This is a genomic window from Mucilaginibacter sp. OAE612, from assembly GCF_041806395.1.
In the GTDB taxonomy this organism is placed as follows: Bacteria; Bacteroidota; Bacteroidia; order Sphingobacteriales; family Sphingobacteriaceae; genus Mucilaginibacter; species Mucilaginibacter rubeus.
Window position 1 is genome coordinate 5,769,789 of record NZ_JBGMUW010000001.1, and the last position, 16,609, is coordinate 5,786,397.

Annotated in this window: 16 protein-coding genes; 5 read left to right on the forward strand and 11 right to left on the reverse strand. The window is 42.3% G+C overall.

Translation table 11 applies throughout. The features are described 5' to 3' along the window. The first annotated feature begins 58 nt into the window (after positions 1 to 58). Positions 59 to 988, forward strand: a complete 930-nt coding sequence (locus ABID99_RS23965) for an NAD(P)-dependent oxidoreductase (protein WP_090531120.1) — start codon at positions 59 to 61, stop codon at positions 986 to 988. A gap of 184 nt (positions 989 to 1,172) precedes the next feature. Here ABID99_RS23965 and ABID99_RS23970 read toward each other — a convergent pair whose 3' ends face one another. The 5 genes from ABID99_RS23970 to ABID99_RS23990 form a co-directional block, all read right to left on the reverse strand. Continuing rightward, on the reverse strand, positions 1,173 to 1,451 hold the full coding sequence (locus ABID99_RS23970) for an Atu4866 domain-containing protein (RefSeq protein WP_090531122.1): 279 nt from the start codon (positions 1,449 to 1,451) through the stop codon (positions 1,173 to 1,175). Then, a complete protein-coding gene (locus tag ABID99_RS23975; RefSeq protein ID WP_090531125.1) occupies positions 1,412 to 2,257 on the reverse strand; it encodes an oxidoreductase in 846 nt (281 codons plus the stop codon). The genes ABID99_RS23970 and ABID99_RS23975 overlap by 40 nt, the downstream gene beginning before the upstream one ends. Positions 2,258 to 2,389: 132 nt before the next feature. Beyond that, a complete protein-coding gene (locus ABID99_RS23980; RefSeq protein WP_373615322.1) occupies positions 2,390 to 3,121 on the reverse strand; it encodes an SDR family oxidoreductase in 732 nt (243 codons plus the stop codon). A gap of 42 nt (positions 3,122 to 3,163) precedes the next feature. Next, positions 3,164 to 3,997, reverse strand: a complete 834-nt coding sequence (locus ABID99_RS23985) for an oxidoreductase (RefSeq protein WP_090531131.1) — start codon at positions 3,995 to 3,997, stop codon at positions 3,164 to 3,166. Between the two features lie 93 nt (positions 3,998 to 4,090). Next, entirely contained in the window at positions 4,091 to 4,993 is a 903-nt protein-coding gene (locus ABID99_RS23990) for an AraC family transcriptional regulator (protein ID WP_090531134.1), read from the reverse strand. Positions 4,994 to 5,580: 587 nt separating this feature from the next. Between ABID99_RS23990 and ABID99_RS23995 the strand changes: the two genes are divergently transcribed. From ABID99_RS23995 to ABID99_RS24005, 3 genes are read left to right on the forward strand one after another with little or no spacing between them, the layout of a single operon-like run. After that, on the forward strand, positions 5,581 to 6,210 hold the full coding sequence (locus tag ABID99_RS23995; protein WP_373615323.1) for a hypothetical protein: 630 nt from the start codon (positions 5,581 to 5,583) through the stop codon (positions 6,208 to 6,210). Beyond that, the gene (locus ABID99_RS24000) at positions 6,207 to 8,237 is read left to right on the forward strand and encodes a hypothetical protein (protein WP_373615324.1); all 2,031 of its coding nucleotides are present in this window, start codon (positions 6,207 to 6,209) and stop codon (positions 8,235 to 8,237) included. The genes ABID99_RS23995 and ABID99_RS24000 overlap by 4 nt, the downstream gene beginning before the upstream one ends. 10 nt (positions 8,238 to 8,247) lie before the next feature. Beyond that, positions 8,248 to 10,164 carry a hypothetical protein gene (locus ABID99_RS24005; RefSeq protein WP_373615325.1) on the forward strand — a complete coding sequence of 639 codons (1,917 nt, stop codon included), beginning with the start codon at positions 8,248 to 8,250 and terminating at the stop codon, positions 10,162 to 10,164. Between the two features lie 52 nt (positions 10,165 to 10,216). Here the strand turns inward: ABID99_RS24005 and ABID99_RS24010 are convergent, their stop codons facing one another. Next, positions 10,217 to 10,444: a hypothetical protein gene (locus ABID99_RS24010; protein WP_373615326.1), complete on the reverse strand. Its 228-nt coding sequence runs from the start codon at positions 10,442 to 10,444 to the stop codon at positions 10,217 to 10,219. Between the two features lie 349 nt (positions 10,445 to 10,793). Here ABID99_RS24010 and ABID99_RS24015 point away from each other — a divergent pair, with 349 nt between their 5' ends. After that, the gene (locus ABID99_RS24015) at positions 10,794 to 11,543 is read left to right on the forward strand and encodes a hypothetical protein (RefSeq protein ID WP_373615327.1); all 750 of its coding nucleotides are present in this window, start codon (positions 10,794 to 10,796) and stop codon (positions 11,541 to 11,543) included. Between the two features lie 317 nt (positions 11,544 to 11,860). Here ABID99_RS24015 and ABID99_RS24020 read toward each other — a convergent pair whose 3' ends face one another. The 5 genes from ABID99_RS24020 to ABID99_RS24040 all read right to left on the reverse strand — a co-directional run bounded on the left by ABID99_RS24020 (position 11,861) and on the right by ABID99_RS24040 (position 16,516). After that, the gene (locus ABID99_RS24020; protein WP_373615328.1) at positions 11,861 to 12,709 is read right to left on the reverse strand and encodes a DUF2971 domain-containing protein; all 849 of its coding nucleotides are present in this window, start codon (positions 12,707 to 12,709) and stop codon (positions 11,861 to 11,863) included. Between the two features lie 53 nt (positions 12,710 to 12,762). Then, positions 12,763 to 13,539, reverse strand: coding sequence for a hypothetical protein (locus ABID99_RS24025; protein WP_373615329.1), 777 nt, complete (start codon positions 13,537 to 13,539; stop codon positions 12,763 to 12,765). Continuing rightward, positions 13,521 to 13,832, reverse strand: a complete 312-nt coding sequence (locus tag ABID99_RS24030; RefSeq protein WP_373615330.1) for a nucleoside hydrolase-like domain-containing protein — start codon at positions 13,830 to 13,832, stop codon at positions 13,521 to 13,523. The genes ABID99_RS24025 and ABID99_RS24030 overlap by 19 nt, the downstream gene beginning before the upstream one ends. 4 nt (positions 13,833 to 13,836) lie before the next feature. Then, positions 13,837 to 14,223: a hypothetical protein gene (locus tag ABID99_RS24035; RefSeq protein WP_373615331.1), complete on the reverse strand. Its 387-nt coding sequence runs from the start codon at positions 14,221 to 14,223 to the stop codon at positions 13,837 to 13,839. Positions 14,224 to 14,350: 127 nt separating this feature from the next. Then, positions 14,351 to 16,516, reverse strand: a complete 2,166-nt coding sequence (locus ABID99_RS24040) for an NPCBM/NEW2 domain-containing protein (protein WP_373615332.1) — start codon at positions 16,514 to 16,516, stop codon at positions 14,351 to 14,353. Between the last annotated feature and the right edge of the window lie 93 nt (positions 16,517 to 16,609).

The following is a 16,609-nucleotide window of genomic DNA, read 5'->3' on the forward strand; positions in this document are numbered from 1 at the left end:
TGCCGGCTAATACCCCGGCATTTTGTAAATTTGGCCTCTTATAAAAATCGATACAACGTTGAAAAATAATATTCTTATTGTTGATGATGTGCATGCCATTTTCATGGAGATGGCCGAGGCCAAGGGTTACACCTGCGATTACCGTCCGCTGATTAAGCCTGACGAAGCCATGCAAATCATAGGCGACTATGCAGGGTTGGTGATCCGCTCAAAATTCAGGGTGGATAAAGCCGTGCTTGATGCAGCTACCAACCTACAATTCATAGCCCGCGCCGGCGCTGGTATGGATAATATTGATGAAGATTATGCTACTCAAAAAGGTATAAAACTCATCAACGCACCCGAAGGCAACTCAGATGCCGTAGGCGAACATGCCATAGGTTTACTGCTGTCATTAATGAACAACCTAAACCGCGGCGACGCCGAAATTCGCGGGGGGAAGTGGCTGCGCGAGGCTAACCGGGGTTACGAGCTAAAAGGTAAAACAGTAGGTATTATCGGCTACGGCCATATGGGCAGCAGCTTTGCCAGGAAACTTTCGGGCTTCCAGGTAAATGTTATTGCTTACGATAAATACAAAACCGGCTTCAGTGATAAATATGCGCGCGAGGTAAGCATGGAAGAAATTGTAAAGCACAGCGATGTACTGAGCCTGCATATCCCCCTAACTGCAGAAACCGACGGGCTGGTGGATGATGAATACCTGTTCCATTTTAAAAAGCCTATCTTTTTCTTAAACACCTCACGCGGCAAAACTGCTAAAGTAAGTGCCGTGCTAAACGCCATACGCGAAGGCAAAATTTTAGGGGCAGGGTTGGATGTATTGGAGGTTGAAAAATTCCCGGCCCTTGCCGAGCAACAATGGTTTGAGGAATTAAAACGAAGCGGCAAAGTGCTGTTAAGCCCTCACGTTGCCGGCTGGACATTTGATTCATACCGGAAGATCAGCGAGGTAATGGCCGAAAAGCTGGCCGATTTGAAAGGATAGGCAGATTATCGGAACCACACATATCTTTAATAATTGCGACAGTGTAAGGAATGCCCCTTGTAAGTCACATGAAAGAGAAATCTCCTGCACCATGCATACTTTATAAGGCATGGTGCAGGAGATTTCTGTTTAGATACATTTCCGGGCCGGGTTGGCAGAAATGATAACTGATTTAATATATTCGTTATGCCGTTTCCTTGTACAATACCATGCCGGCATGGTAAAACACCCCGTCCCTGAAATCGCCTTCGGCAGTAAAGCCGGTATCGTCAAGATATTCAACGTGGTTCCCTAATACACTGTAGTAACCTGTGTAGGCATTTTGTTTGTCGCCTCGGGCCTCAGTGTAGCGCCCGTTAGGCAAAAATTCGTGACGTATAAACCCATCGCGGGTAACCCATACACCTATATAATGATGAGCATTTATTGTTGTATTGCTGTTGAAAGCGTTAGTTCTTTCCATGTTGCTAATTCGTTTTGAACGAAGGCAAGCTTCTTTTCAACCAGACCGTAAGCATCCTCGCCCAAAAATAAATTTAGCGGTGGGTTAGCTTCGTTAGTTATGCTGATCATAGCCTCGGCTGCTTTTTCAGGGTCGCCGGCTTGTTGCTTGTCCATGTCGTTTTGGTGAAAATTTACTGTATCGCGAACGTTTTGATAGTCGGCTATCTGGTTTTGAGGTACCGCCAATGAACCGGCCGACAGGAAATTGGTCCTGAAATAACCCGGCTGTACAATGGTAACCTTTATGCCAAACGGTGCAACTTCGGCTGATAATGTTTCGGAGAAACCATTAACGGCAAACTTGGTGGCGCAATAAATACCTCCGCCTGCAAACGCGCCGGTGAAGCCACCTATCGACGATACATTTAAAATATGACCTGATTTTTGAGCACGCAGATAAGGCAACGCCTTACGGATCACATTCAATGATCCAAATACGTTAACCTCAAAGTTATCACGGGCCTCGCGGTCGGTAAGCTCTTCAATACCGCCTAATAAGCCGTAACCAGCGTTGTTGACAATAACGTCAATTTTTCCGAAGGTTTTTACAGTATGCTCAACGGCTTCCTGCACACTGTACTCGCTAGTCAAGTTAACGGCGAGGGGTAAAAACTGCTCGTTTTGCGTGTCAACTGCTTTGGTCAAATCGCTTAAATTGCGCGATGTAGCGGCTACTTTATAGCCTTCATTCAATAGTTTTTTTACTAAGGCAAGTCCCAGTCCTTTTGAAGCACCAGTTACAAACCATACTTTGTTGTTTTCCATATGTTGTATTTGATAGATTTTGATTTTACTTGTTACTATTTCAATGATTGTTTATGATTTTCACCTATTTTGTCTTTTGGGATTTCACCGATAGGCTATGATTCCACCGATTTATAATGAATTCAACCTGCTCTATCGTGTTTGTCCGAGCGGCCGTACCACCACCTCGTTAACGGAGATATTATCCGGCTGGCTTATAGCGTAAATCACCGCGTTGGCTATAGCCTCCTCATCAAGTTTTGGCATGTTGGCAAGGTTGCCGTACAAGCCCTTAATTTTAGGGCTGGTAATGTCATGTCCTAATTCGGATTTAGTTGCGCCGGGGTAAATGGTGGTTACCTTAATGTTTTGGGCAACTTCCTCGCGCAGGGTTTCCATAATAGCCTTGACCGCGAACTTGGTACCGCTGTAAACGCCAATGCCCGGCGACGTTTTTAAACCACCAACCGATGACGTGGAGAGGATATGCCCCTGGCCGCGTTCAAGCATGTGGGGCAGCACAGCATTAATCCCGTACAATACGCCCTTAATATTAATGTCGATCATTTTGTCCCATTCATCAACATGACCTTCTTCAAAAAAAGAGATGGGCATGATGCCGGCATTGTTCCACATTACGTCAACTCGGCCAAATTTGGCTATGGTCTGCAGAATGAGGTTATCCAGATCAGTTCGCCTGGCAACATCGGTTACTACATAAATTGCATTTTCGCCAATTTCCTGTGCCAGGTTTTTCAATTGATCTTCCCGGCGGGCAGCCAAAACCACTTTAGCGCCAAGTTGTGCCAGTTTGCGGGCAGCAGATGCGCCGATGCCACTGCTGGCACCGGTTATTACAATCACTTTATCCTTGATACTTTCCATTTGGTGTTTATATAGGTAGATATAGGGTAAACGGAATAAAATTTAGAAATCAGTTGAGCAGGTTACATCCTCCCACTGCCTGATTTCATTGTGTAAAGTATCAAGCTTTGCCAAAGCGCGATTGTATGCATCGCCACCTAATAAAAGGTACAATGGCGGGTTCTCTTCATAAACTGTGTTGATAATAGCAGTTGCAGCCTTTTCCGGGTCACCGGCTTGCTTGCCGTCCATTTTGAGGTATTTGTTATGAATGGCGCGCACTTCTGTATAATCATCAATTTGGTTGCCAGTAATTGAAAGCGATCCTGCAGTAAGAAAACTGGTGCGGAAAGCGCCGGGAGCGACCACGGTTACCTTAATGCCCAATTCCTTAACATCAGCAGCAAGCACTTCCGAAATACCGATCACCGCATATTTGGCCCCTGCATAAATTGCCCAGCCGGTATTAGCTGTAATACCTGCGATAGATGAAATATTGATGATATGGCCTGAGCGCTGTTTGCGCAGGTATGGCATTGCCGCACGGATCACGTTCAGCATACCAAATACGTTTACATCAAATGCCATACGGGTTTCGGCATCACTAAGTTCCTCAATAGCTCCACCAATGCCATAGCCGGCATTGTTGATCACTACATCGATACGGCCAAAAGCTTCATAGGTGTGTTGCAATGCAAGCGATACACTGCTATCGTTTACCAGATCGACTTGTAGGGGTAAAAAATTATTGCTTGTTGTATTAACCGCAGCGGTTAATTCCTGTAAATTTCTGGAAGTAGCGGCAACAAGCTGTCCTGCATCCAGTAGTTGTTTTACTAAGCTGAGGCCAAAACCTTTCGAAGCCCCGGTAATAAACCATACTTTGTTGTTGTCCATAAAAATTGTTTGCTTTGTTTATTTGAGATAAAACAAAGTTACAGCAGCAACAAAGGGGGCACATTACATTAATCAAACCAAAGGTTACAAAATTCAAACATTTCGGAACGAGCTTGGTGTTTGTTGGGTTTGTTTCTTGAAAAAGTTATTAAAATGTGTCGGCTCCTCAAAGCCCAGGCAATAACCAATTTCAGAAATGTTCCAGTCTGTATGCCTTAATAATGATTTGGCTTCGCTCAGCAGCCTGTCGGCAATATGATCGGTAGTGGTTTTGCCGGTAGTTTCGCGAATTGCCCTGTTCAGATGGTTTACATGCACCGAAAGCCGTTGTGCAAAATCATTGGCCGATCGCAATACAAACCGCTGTGAAGGGGTTTCAATAGGGAACTGCCTTTCAAGCAGCTCGGTAAATACTGATGTTATGCGCGATTTAGCGTCTACATGCTTATAAACATTTTCGGATGGTTCCGTTTTAAGCGCATAATAAATTACTTCCGTAACATAATTACGGAGCAGATCATATTTAAAAGCATACTCGGTATTAATCTCAGACAGCATTTTCTGAAAAAGAGCGGTTACATAAGCGTCCTGTTCATCATTTAAGGCATAAACCGGCTTGGCATTAAGCCCAAACATCGGAAACTCGCTTAAGCCTGTCCTGAATTTCTCCAGAAAAAACTCTTCGGTAAATATGCAGAAGAAACCAGTGCGGTCATCAGACATGTGCTCAAATGTATAAGGTACCATGGCACTGAAGAACATCAGCGTTGAACCCGAAAGCTTGATACTTTTATCGGCATAATGAATAATGTTATCGCCGCGCATCAGGCTGATCTTATAAAAAGTACGGCGGCTGTAGGTTACCTGCTTTGCATTAGGGCCAATACAATCCTCAATCCTGAACACATTAAAGTGACCGATGCTTTGCTGAAGGTTACCGGGCAGCCAGTTAACCTTTCTTTGATAAAAATCTTGAAGTGTTTCTGCTTTCGACATAAAACAAAGTTACAAAAATCAAACCAAGGCATCAAAACACGGATAATTTAATATTTTGAGGTAAATGTTCAAAGCCTTTAAATCGCGTGATTTAAAGGCTTTGAACATTTTTAAAATGCTTTTTAGCGGAATGGACGGGACATGAACCATGTTCATCGATCGCTCATTATCAATATTTTACCAACTATCATAAAAGCAACTCTCTTAAAACTCACTTTTATTTTAAAGCTGTTTGATTTCAAATGATTAATGCAAAATTAAGAAATAAGGAGGTTATTACAAAGGAAATACACTTTAACGTTCTTGAATTAAAACAATGTTTGTCGATCAACTGATAGATAATGTTCAGTTATCATTTATTCATCGCAAGTGTGCATAATGCAAGAATCCTATCTTATTGAGCTTTCAATAATTGAAGCCATGGTCTCCTAACCTTGTTTCTAGCCAATTTATGGATGTAATGAAAAGCAAGTTGGAACGTTTTCCAATCTGCTTATATCATATATAATTCTTGTTTTTAAAATGCTGTATTTATATTAGATGATTGTATTTTTTAATAATACCTGCCTTTATCATTACTTTTATAAATGTCTCAAACTACTACAGTTCAAGATGCTATCCGTTTACTTTACATTTTAGTAAGAGGATCTGATCAGATTTCAAACCATCCCGATGGATATGTGGGCTTTTTTGATGGGAAAGCTAAATTACATGCGCTGGACTTTTGGGTTCGGTATCCCGATTTTCTCGCATATGAACTGCTAAATAAGTATGACGAAACTGGAGAAGATAAATACTTACTTAAAGCGGAAAATATTATTGACGATCAGGAACCAGATCTGCGCTCAATTCCTATGATCCGTTACCGTTTCGGCGCGTTCGAAAACCTACATGAGTCATTGTCCCTATTAGTGTCTAAAGGCTTGGTTTATCAGGACGGGGATAAGTCCGATGAAACTATAAAGGCTTATTATTATTACATAACACCTTTGTCAGTCCAATTAGTTGATGAAGTGACCGCTGAATTCCCTTCTTTGGCTTGGTATGACGAACGGGCAAAGCTGGTAAAAGAAATAGCCGGATCACTTGGGGGTAGTGCATTAAAAGACCGACAGTATAAGCATATGAGTTATGCCACTACTCAACTCGGTACGCAAATCCCCTCCATAAAAAACGAAGTAATTAATAGACTTAAGGCCCTAAACCGTGCAAAATGAGTAAAAAAACGACCGCCGCAACTGAAAAGAAAAAGGTAGGATGGCTAGATAATATCGCTGAGAAATCCGGTTACGATCGAAAAATCGTCGAACGGTTTCTTAAGAAATATAATATCAAGCAATCGCCTAACACAGGTACTCCAAAGCGAGTGAATTTTCTTGACATATCGTTTTCAGGTCAAAAAAAAGGTGAATATAATAATGACTTCAAATTTGAATTTGCTGATCTGAATGCTGGCGTTTGGGGTATACTCTCTGATAAAAATGGCAAGGGAAAAACAACGGCCCTGGAAGTTATTAAGTGGTTGTTTAAAGGTAAAGCTTCTGCCGATTTGCAGTCGGGCGTAAAGAGTTGGATTAATGAAGCAGCATTGAAATTTAGGATAGATGATAAAAAATATCAGTTAAGCTTGCGGCAGGCAGATAATGTAGTCAGCGGTCAGATTGAATTGCTAAAAGGGGACACAAAAAATAGTGTTGTTTCTGAATTCAATAGCGAAGATGAAATGGTTGAGGTCGTATCCGATTTTTGGCTAAATGAACTCGGACTAAACCAGATTGCCTCTTTTCGACAGTCGGGTTCTGAAGTTGAAGCAGGTAAAGAAGTTGTGCATGGCTGGCCCGCACTGGCTGCGGCTCTCTTCATCGGAACAGATTACGGCGCATTGTTCGGCGACACGGCATTAAGCGGCTTACCTACGAGAATCCTTAATATGTTTTTGGGCCTGCCATGGATATCAACTCATGCCGCACTTAAAGCATTGGACGGACAATTGAAAAGCGAGGCCCAGGTTGAAACTGTTTTTGAGGACCGCGATAAAGAAAACAGACGCCAGCGCCTTGTCGAAATTCAAAGCGAATTAAAATTGAAGCGTGAGGAAATGGCTTTAAGACCAATTCCACAGTTCAATAATGACGGCTACAATGATCTGCAAAAACAATATAACGTAAATTATGCTGCGGAAAAAACGGCTTATCTTGAACTGATAGATGAGGAAGACAAGGCAGAACTGGTTAATAAAGAATGGGTTCTGGACAAAAAAAAGCTCAACAGTTTTTTAGAAGACAAAGCAGCTAATGCAGTATTTAAACGACTAAACCCTACGTGTTGCCCTCATTGTGAAAGCAAAATTACTCTAGAGCAACTTGAAAAGGAAAAGAATGAGCATACTTGCGCGATCTGTGATAAAAGAATGATCGACACCGAAGATTCCGACGTTATCTTATCCGAACTGGAAGAATCTGTGCGAGCATCAGCAGCAATGTGCGACCTAATGAAAAATAGTGTCCGGTCAAAAAAACTCAGGCATGCTAATCTTACACAGTCCATAACTGACCTTAAAGCTGCCATGGATGAGTATGAAGAAAACCTACAAACGGTCCGTGCAGCGCAAACCGAACTGGATGGCCTTAAGAATGAGGTGACGAGGTTGGAAATATTAGAGGAAGAATACAAAACAGCAAGGACTGTTGAGTCGGTCAAACCAGCTGTGATTGAGGATGAAAAAGAGAAGCCGGTAGCGGAAGTTATCGACGAGAACAAGATCTTACAGACGGCGATCAAAATTACACATGCGAGATTCAAAGATCTTCAGGACGAACTGTTACAGGATGTTAATGACAGGATTTTAGGTTATTGTAAAATAGTAGGCCTAAGTCAATACCAGTCTGTCGCACTAACGAGCAATCCACACCTTAAAATTGATAAAGATGGCAGTCCAACTTCTTACTCTAACGTATCTAAGGGTGAGCAGTTACGATTAAAAGTTATAGTTACCATCGCGTTGATTTCTGTTGCTGAAGAACGCGGTCTAGGCCGACATCCAGGTTTTCTAGTGATTGATTCTCCCGCTGCTCAAGAGGTAAATCCCGAAGACCTTAATAATTTGATCAATGGATTAGAAGGCCTTTGCAAAGTTTTGCCTTCGTTACAAATCATAATCGCGTCGGTTGCATCGCCGACGTTACTGGCGCATATCGACAATAAGCAGCGGTTACATGCAAAAGGTGATGACTTCTTATGGTAGGCCTATCGCGATGAAAGAGATAGAACAATTGTTGATTAAATTATTGCAATCTGGCCAATTAGTCAGCGTCGACGACCTGGGAGGATTAAACGCTTACCATGATTTGATCGATGTCGTTGCGAACTCAAAGATGATGGACGAGTTCCTGAAAATATTATTGGAAGATGCGAAGATTTTTGATCAGAACACTAATTCACCTTTGATACAAGAAATTATTATTAGATGCTTTACAGACAATAATGATCCGATAGCTATCAGAAATGCAATAGAAACGCTTTGTACTCAGCCACAAAAATTAGCTTACACATTTGACACACTTTTGAATCGTGCCGGTGATGTTTCTGGTCAATCGATGATTCGTGGTTACTTTCTGCTTGGCGCTTTCGAGATCGCGGTCAGAAATAAAGCCAAAAGGTATCGCCTGATAGGCTATTTGATAGGCATTGAAACCACTGATAATCCTGAATACCTAAAATACGTTGCCAAAATTACAGGTGTTTGCTATACAGACTTTCAAACAGAAGATCTTGTAGATAAATTAACTGAATTCGTCACCGCTAAAGTCGGAGAGGATGACGCTCTTTATGAATTAGGTATGTGTTTTCTTACGAAGGCACTTAACTCAGAAACTCAAACCCTGGCCATTATAAATTTTGATTCGGCCATGAGATTATTCAGACGAGCCGGCGCATACGGCAGGTACGACGCAGATGTTTATACAGCAGCGATTTTGACATTGAAAAAGTTCGTTGACCGGGAAAATATATCAGAATTGAAAGTGCAGGTGGAAGCGTTAACACGCGCACTTTCGATTTATAATGCCTGGGATAATTATAATCAACAGATTCATTGGATAGGCCTGCGTAATACCGAAATATTTTATTGGTATGAGATGGCGGACTATTTAACCATGTTACTCGAACATTTCACAACACCTGCGTGGCTTGAGCCAATCGTCGTTATAGAAAAGTACATGCTCAAAATATACGATTGCAGCCGCACTATATTTAAAAAGGTTGCAACCGGCGGCCTTGAATTATTAACCAGACCCATCATTCAGGCAAAGTTTATTGAACAGCCGGAAAAGGTTTTCCTTTTAGAGCAATGGCTTCAACTTAGTAAGGATCAGGAAGTGGCTATTATAGCCCAGCAGTTACACGCTGATATAGAAATTTATAAATCATCGTGGCAATCGGGAAATGGTGAGGGGGCAGTATCTAGATCTTTGGCGGATGCTGTCCCCTCACTGGCTTACCTTCCTGCTCATGCCTTAACAGAATTTGATAAGTTTGTTGTGGCATATACGGCAGATCAAACCACTGACGTTTCTTTGATTTTGAAAAAGCAATTCAACGATCTAACTAATGGATTAAAGGCTGTTAGCACATACAGCTATCCGGAAATCAAAAAGGCATTCAATACGATCCTATTTCATTCGCTTAGGTTTTTGGAACTTCGCATGGATAACACGGGGGCCAATCATTCTAAAGCAAAATATTTATTTCAAACCAGAACCTTTCCAAAAGAAGATGTGCTCCAAACTGACTATTTTGAGTACATGCAGCCTGTTATGTTGAGAGGTAAAATAAAGGTGGAGGAAATGAATGTGGCAGGTGGTCGTGCTGATGTTTATTTCGAGTACCTTTCATTTAATTTTTGCACGGAAGTTAAACGGGAATTTAAAAACACATCTTTTGACGCACTAAAAATAAAATATCTGGGGCAGGCTAAGGAATATCAAAATACATCCGCGAAAGTCGGTATTTTGCTGGTTCTTGATTTATTGCCAAAACCTAATGGGATCGGTTCATTTGAGAGTAACATTAAGTTGGAGATAGTTTCGACCGCAAAAGACCCTGAACCTCGCGGCATCGTAGTGATCAAAGTTCCGGCAAACCGCATTACACCTAGCGCTATTGTCCTTTAATCACAAAAGAGAATTTATTTGACCACGGATCATACATTTCTTTGTATGCTATCTAGTTTCGAACTTTTTCCCATTCAAGCTCGGAAACCCATAAAAGATCTTTTAGCATTTCGCGTTCAAGTGCTCTTAAATGTTTATACTTAATCACAGCGTAACCATCATCGATCAAAATGATTTTACCATAATAATACCCCTCAGAGTAAGTCGCCGATTGATTTTCCCAGGTTGTTCGCGTAATGATTTGTTTTTTGACTTTATCCCCAACATTTGGGTTTTCCAATCATTATTGAACTTAATAACAGGCTCAACCGTACAATCTTTACTGGCCGATAAACGAGACAAAAAACGAATTAATAAATTCATTTTATAATTATTAGCGTAAAGAAATTGTAATCAGTAAAAGGACTTGCTGATCTTGCGCCATTGACTCCATTCAATAAAAACTGCATCCGTTTGATCATACTATTTATTTCGGGGGATCAAATGTTCTATTGAAAAGAAATATTGGTCTGCCGTGATCGGCTCTCTGGTTTCGTTATCAAGAACTCGTACAGGAACCCTGAATTTATCTCCGATTAACGCGCTTGATTCTTCTCGTTTGTGTAATATCATCATCCATCATTGATGAGATGGACAAGATCGACGAGCCGCGGCGTAAAGCAACTGCTAAAGTCTTCGATAGGATCGGACAAGGTGTTATATTTAACACGATCAATATAAATCTCAATGTACTGGCTAACGTTGACCGGGCAATTTCCGGAGAGCCGTTGATTCCGAGGTATCACTTAAGTACTGTCTTTGAATCCAACCCGATATTTAGCCAAACCGTCCTCAAAGGCTTCGACGGAATGCCCGAGATCTTAAAAAATATCCGTTTTGACGAATTATGTAAATCCACACTCGAGGAGTATGTGGACGGCAACCATGCGAAAAAAGAGAATTCCGGCGATATCATCGCCAGGATATTTAATTCGGCAAAGGCCCAGAATGAAGAGCCTTTACTATTCAAGGATTTGGTTTTGCGCGAACTAAATTCAATCATAAAGAGCTATGCAGATTGGAAACTCGCACCGTCAAAAAACAACGTCAGCGCCGAAAGCCATATCCGGCTATTTAAACAGTACGCTCCCCACATGTATTTAATGGCAGCCATACATGCGGCAATGGCGGTAAACAAGGATCAGCGCTACAAAAGCAACGACTATTTTGATTTGCTTCACTCCTGTTCTGCCGTAGGATATGCGGACGTGTTTTTAACCGAAAAACGTTTTCATCATCTTTTAAGAAGTCCTCCTGTTGACGCAGAGCAGCTTTATAAAGTAAAGATCTTATCGGAACCTGTAGCTATAGTTGAATATTTAACGGGTATTTCAAGATGATGTAGCCTGGTAAGGGTTGTTACACGGTCAGGATGGCGGTTTTTTTTCAGCCAGGAAAAATGATAAAATAGCTAATAGTCTTCCTCCGCTGGCTGCCATGTCTCAAATTCCAGCGCAATCCCATTGGAAAGCTTACAGTCAAAAAACATCGGTTCATGCGATTTATTTTTATACAATTTGTGAATGCGCGATTTAACGGGTTCAGGAGTACGTGTCCCAAAGTATATAGCAGTTAAGGATTCAACCGGATAATGCCGGATTCGTTCCTCCGGTTCTTTGGGTGCTCTAAAATTGATATCGATCGCCCGCCATTCCTTTTAGTACTGCCAGGCTTTTGTTTTTGTTAAAAAGAGATTTTGCCGATGGCGGGCATACCCGTGCCACTTGCTTTTGCTTAAATTGATGAGATCCACATCATATTCGTTGGCAAATACCGGGGCGAAATCAAAAAAATTAACGCAGGGCTGTTCTTCCCCATAATTTACGCGGCTGACACTGTCTACAAACTGCCGGAAGGGAATATGCCCGAGGGCATACCGGTCCCCTGGTTTACCTTCGTCAAATTTTCGTGGTCCGGTCATTTCATAATTGAATCCGGCAATGCCCTGAAGCGAAAATTCGAGGCAAATACCGCTATGCTTGCTGCTGTAATGTGACCACATCAGGAAATTCGCAGGATCCTCCGAGAAGCAAGTTGCATAACTGTTGTTCAGAAATTTACTGGTGATCCTTAAAATCTCCGACCTGAAGTTTGCCAAATCAAAAGAGAATTTCAGTTTGAGTTCCCTGATCGACCGGACAATGGCCGTTTCGAGCATGTCGAAAAATAAGTACCGCTCGGTGCCTTTTGCGCTTTGAATATGCCCATAGATCAGTTCTTCAAAACGCGCGCATTTTTCTTCATCATGTATAAATTCAACCAACTTGCTGTTGTTCTGCTTCTTCCTCGAGGTCAATTTCTCGTCTTTAAGAATGAGCGTGGTCTTAAAAAGATAACGAACCAGTTCACTGATATATTCCTGTTTTTCAACCGAAAAATCAATCCGTACATTCAAGTCAAAAGGGTCGTTGAGTTCCTGATAGGATGCAAAATACAGCTCCTGGTATTGTAGTTCTTTGAATAAAAAGTCGGACAAGGGCCGGTATTTGTATATTTTCTGGATCATTTATTTAGCGGTCGTTATTTGGGAAAAAGATTTGTTACATCGAACGGAAATCATTAAAAATTAAAAGGACTCAGCTCTTTAACATCGTCGGAATAAAAAGCGAACCGTGCATCCAGGATGGCCCTGAAAGCAGTAAAGTTCGGGAAATCCATGTTTTTCTGAAGCCCATAGACCTCCAGAATATCGGCCGGAACCTTATTTAAATAAGGCTCAAAATGAGGGCCGGCTAATTCTTCTGCCGGCACTTCCATATAGCTGTCTTTTTCGTCCGTTGATTTGAGTTCGGCATATGCTGTTTTAAAAGCCGCCCGCCAGTCATCCTGGGAATTAAAATTAGCCGGAGGTGCTATCTGCGTTGCCTTTTCATGTAGAAGAAAATCGGCCATTGCGGCTAATATCTGCCAGTCACGCCAGCCTTTTTTTCGGAGATTATTGATGATGAGCGGGAAGTTCGGATTACGCCGCCAGTGGGCCAAACTGGCATGCGTATTAGACAGATATCCGGAATAATTTTCCCTGATTTTCGCGAGAACGGATTCCCTGTTATAATAGGGGCTTAAGCCACTTTCGGCTAATAAAAATTCCGGCGTTTTAACATAGTTGTCCTTCAAGGGTATAGGATTGAAATTCGCCCTTTGCGTTTCATCAAAACCCACCTGATAATGAACGCCTAAATATGCTTTCTGATACCCGTTAATAGAAAGTACCTTCCTGCCCATTGTGCCCTTTGTCAACAACTCATCGTAGAGCCGGGCGATCGTTTTGGCGGGAAGGATGCTCAGGTCAGAAAAGATCCTTTTGATTGTCAGGCCTAATTGCGCATAGTGCATTTTAATGGCCGTCTCATTTGCACCTTCTCATAGCTACGAATGACTTTTTCAATGAGTTCTGGGCTAACCTTTTTTGATTGGTGAATGGATGTTGAAGCGATGAGCCCTACAACGTCGATTTGATTTGCGTATAGCATCAACCGGACCATCGACATAAAATCGTCAGGCTCGTTTCCGATGTCTGTAATGACAATCAGGCGATGTTTGGCAATTATTTGTCCAGAAGCCGTAATGTGTGTTGCAAGTACAATACTTAATACAAGTAGCGCAACTGGCATTAGTCTTGTTTTCATTATTTTACTTTTTAATTTGGTACGTTTCATGTTTTGCTAATTGATTTTGAGTCGTTTTTACTGCAATCTTATTACCACCCGCCCACGGCCCAGGTTTTAATGCGGGCATAAGGTTTTTTTGCATCTCTCTGCCGTTGAAACGTAACTCCCCGACAAGAATTCTCGTTAGTTTTATTGCGAAGTCGGGCTTTCCTGATTCAGAAATTTTGACAGCATACGGGCCTCCTGCCTTAAATTTCGGAAAATGCAACATCCATTTGCCGCCTTTATCAGTTTTTACTTTTGTACTTACTTTACGATGCGTTGCAACAGCAGCTCTCTTTTTAGTTAGTATAAATACCAGGCACAGTAATAGCAATGCGGATTTATTCAAGTAATTCATCAATGCCATAATTTATAATGGTCAATTCATCAGTTACTGAGCAATCCGTTAATATCCAATATGAATTCATTCTGCCCGGTCTTAAGGCGATCTGAACCTGTAGAAAAATAGATGCAGGTTAACAGAGCTTATCCTGCTAATTAATCGGCGTAAATTTGTACAAAGCTACTCCATGTATCGGAACCTTCACCGAAAGAGCCTCTTTGTCCGCATGTATTGTCGTAATATCTTTCTGACGCCAAAGATCACGCACCTTTTGCTTTCCTGAGATACCAAGCTTTTTCAGATCCTTGTAAGAGATATCCACTTTCTCCAGACCGAAATTGCAAAAGCCTACCGCACGACTGCCATCCTCAAGTTCTTTTACATAAATGCGCAAATCTCCGATAGTCTGAACACAGGTAGCCTGTTTGCCAAGAGCATCCTGATCGACAGCAATCACTTCATCGTTTGTTAATAAATTCAGGGTAAAGGCATCCAGCTTTTCCATATCGCAACCAATTAGCAGAGGCGCTGAGAAAAGGCTCCAAAGGCTGAAGTGAAGATACTGCTCATCTGGTTTAAGCATGGTGGGATGTGGGCTACCCCAGCCTACTGTTCCTACAACCAGCATATCCGGATCGTTCCAGTTACCGGGTTTAGCCCAGGCTGCAGACTGATCCTGAGCTAATGCAATACTTTTAACGTTGGACCAGTTGTCTGTTATATCATTTGTTGTACGCCAGGTGTTTCCACCTACCGAACCGCCCCATTTCCAAACATCCGACATTCCGTACTGACACAAGCTGAAAACAATGTCGCGGGGTTGCTGACGGATATAATCTCCCATTATTTTGTATGGTTTGACGGCGGTAGACAATTGATACCCTCCATTGTAAGATATGGAGACTACTTTGTTTGGGTCGTTACCAGGTATTCCATTTAGTACTCCCCCATAGCTGCACCAATCGTATTTCAGGTAATCGAAACCCCATTTGGCATAACTCTCGGCATCTTGCAGCTCATAACCATAGCTGCCGGCACCGCCATCACAGGTCCAGGGACCAGGACTGGAGTAGATGCCGATCTTTAAACCTAAGCCATGCACATAGTCTGTCAGGGATTTCATATCTCCAAACCTTTTATTAGGAACTATATTACCAGTTTCGTCCCGGAACCTGCCTTGCTGGGAAGGATCTTTCGAATCCCGGTTATTTTGCCAGTAGTCGTCAATATTTACATAATTCCATCCGTAATTTACAAGTCCGGTTTTCACCATTACTTCCGCAGCGCGCTTGACTTTCTCAGCAGAAACCTCTCCAGCGAAACAATTCCAACTATTCCAACCCATTGGCGGGGTAAGTGCAATTTTATCACCACAGATAATGCGTAAACCTTTTTCGGCTATACCTTTCGCATTCTTTGCCTTCAATTGAATAACGTAAGTGCCGGCTTTTACAAGCTTACCAGTGATAACTCCCGTTTTTTGATCCAGCTTTAGTCCCTGAGGCAAGCCGGCAACCATAAAGGTCATTGGCCGGTCTCCCGTGGCAGGTATCCTGAACTGAAACGGCGAGCCCGGGCGGACACCGAAAACGCTTGCGCTATTAATCTTCGGTTTTGCCGATGGCTTAGGGGTAAGGATGTAAGGCTCACTTGGGACAGGATAATAAGTAGTGAAACCTGCCACTCCATCCGCCTCAAATTTTGCATCTGCCCACTCGGCATGATCGCTGCTGTTACCGTTTCCTCCGTCGGTCACCAGCAGCTCAAGTTTCTTCACACCCAAAAGTTTCACATTACATAGCCGGGCAGTATCACCTTCATGCATTACACCGCTCGACCAAAGCTTCCCTCCATCGCCATATACAATAAACTCTACGGCGGACTGACGCCCTTTCACCTCATCATCAATGCCAACCTGCGCGGTAAACGACTTTGCCTTACCACCGAGCTGAATAAAAAGAGAGCTTTCTGCGTGTGTGCCGAAGCCACGCTCAAAAGTTTTGCCTGCAATGGTCATGATGTTGCCATCAACCGACCTGTTTTTTTTAGGTGTGCCCCAACCCTGTGTAGTTGCGCTGAGATCCAGTTGATCTAACCAAACAGTTTGTGCAGAAAGAGTACTTATGCTTCCTAAGCTGAGGATAATAGCGAAGACAAGAGTAAATATGCTTTTACTTGCTGTATTTATTTTTAATTTATAATTGATAGGATGCGCTGCATTGACCTTATAAATGGCTTGTATATTCGGGTTTTGAGCCTGCGCCCCCGCCGCAGCAAAAAAAGCTGTTACTGGCAATACTTTCTTTCTGATTTTCATTATTGTTTTAGATTCTGTGTGTATTATATATGATGTACCGGTCGAACAGGCTGGCTTTCCCGCCCAATAGTTAACCACCTTCCCATTAAAAAA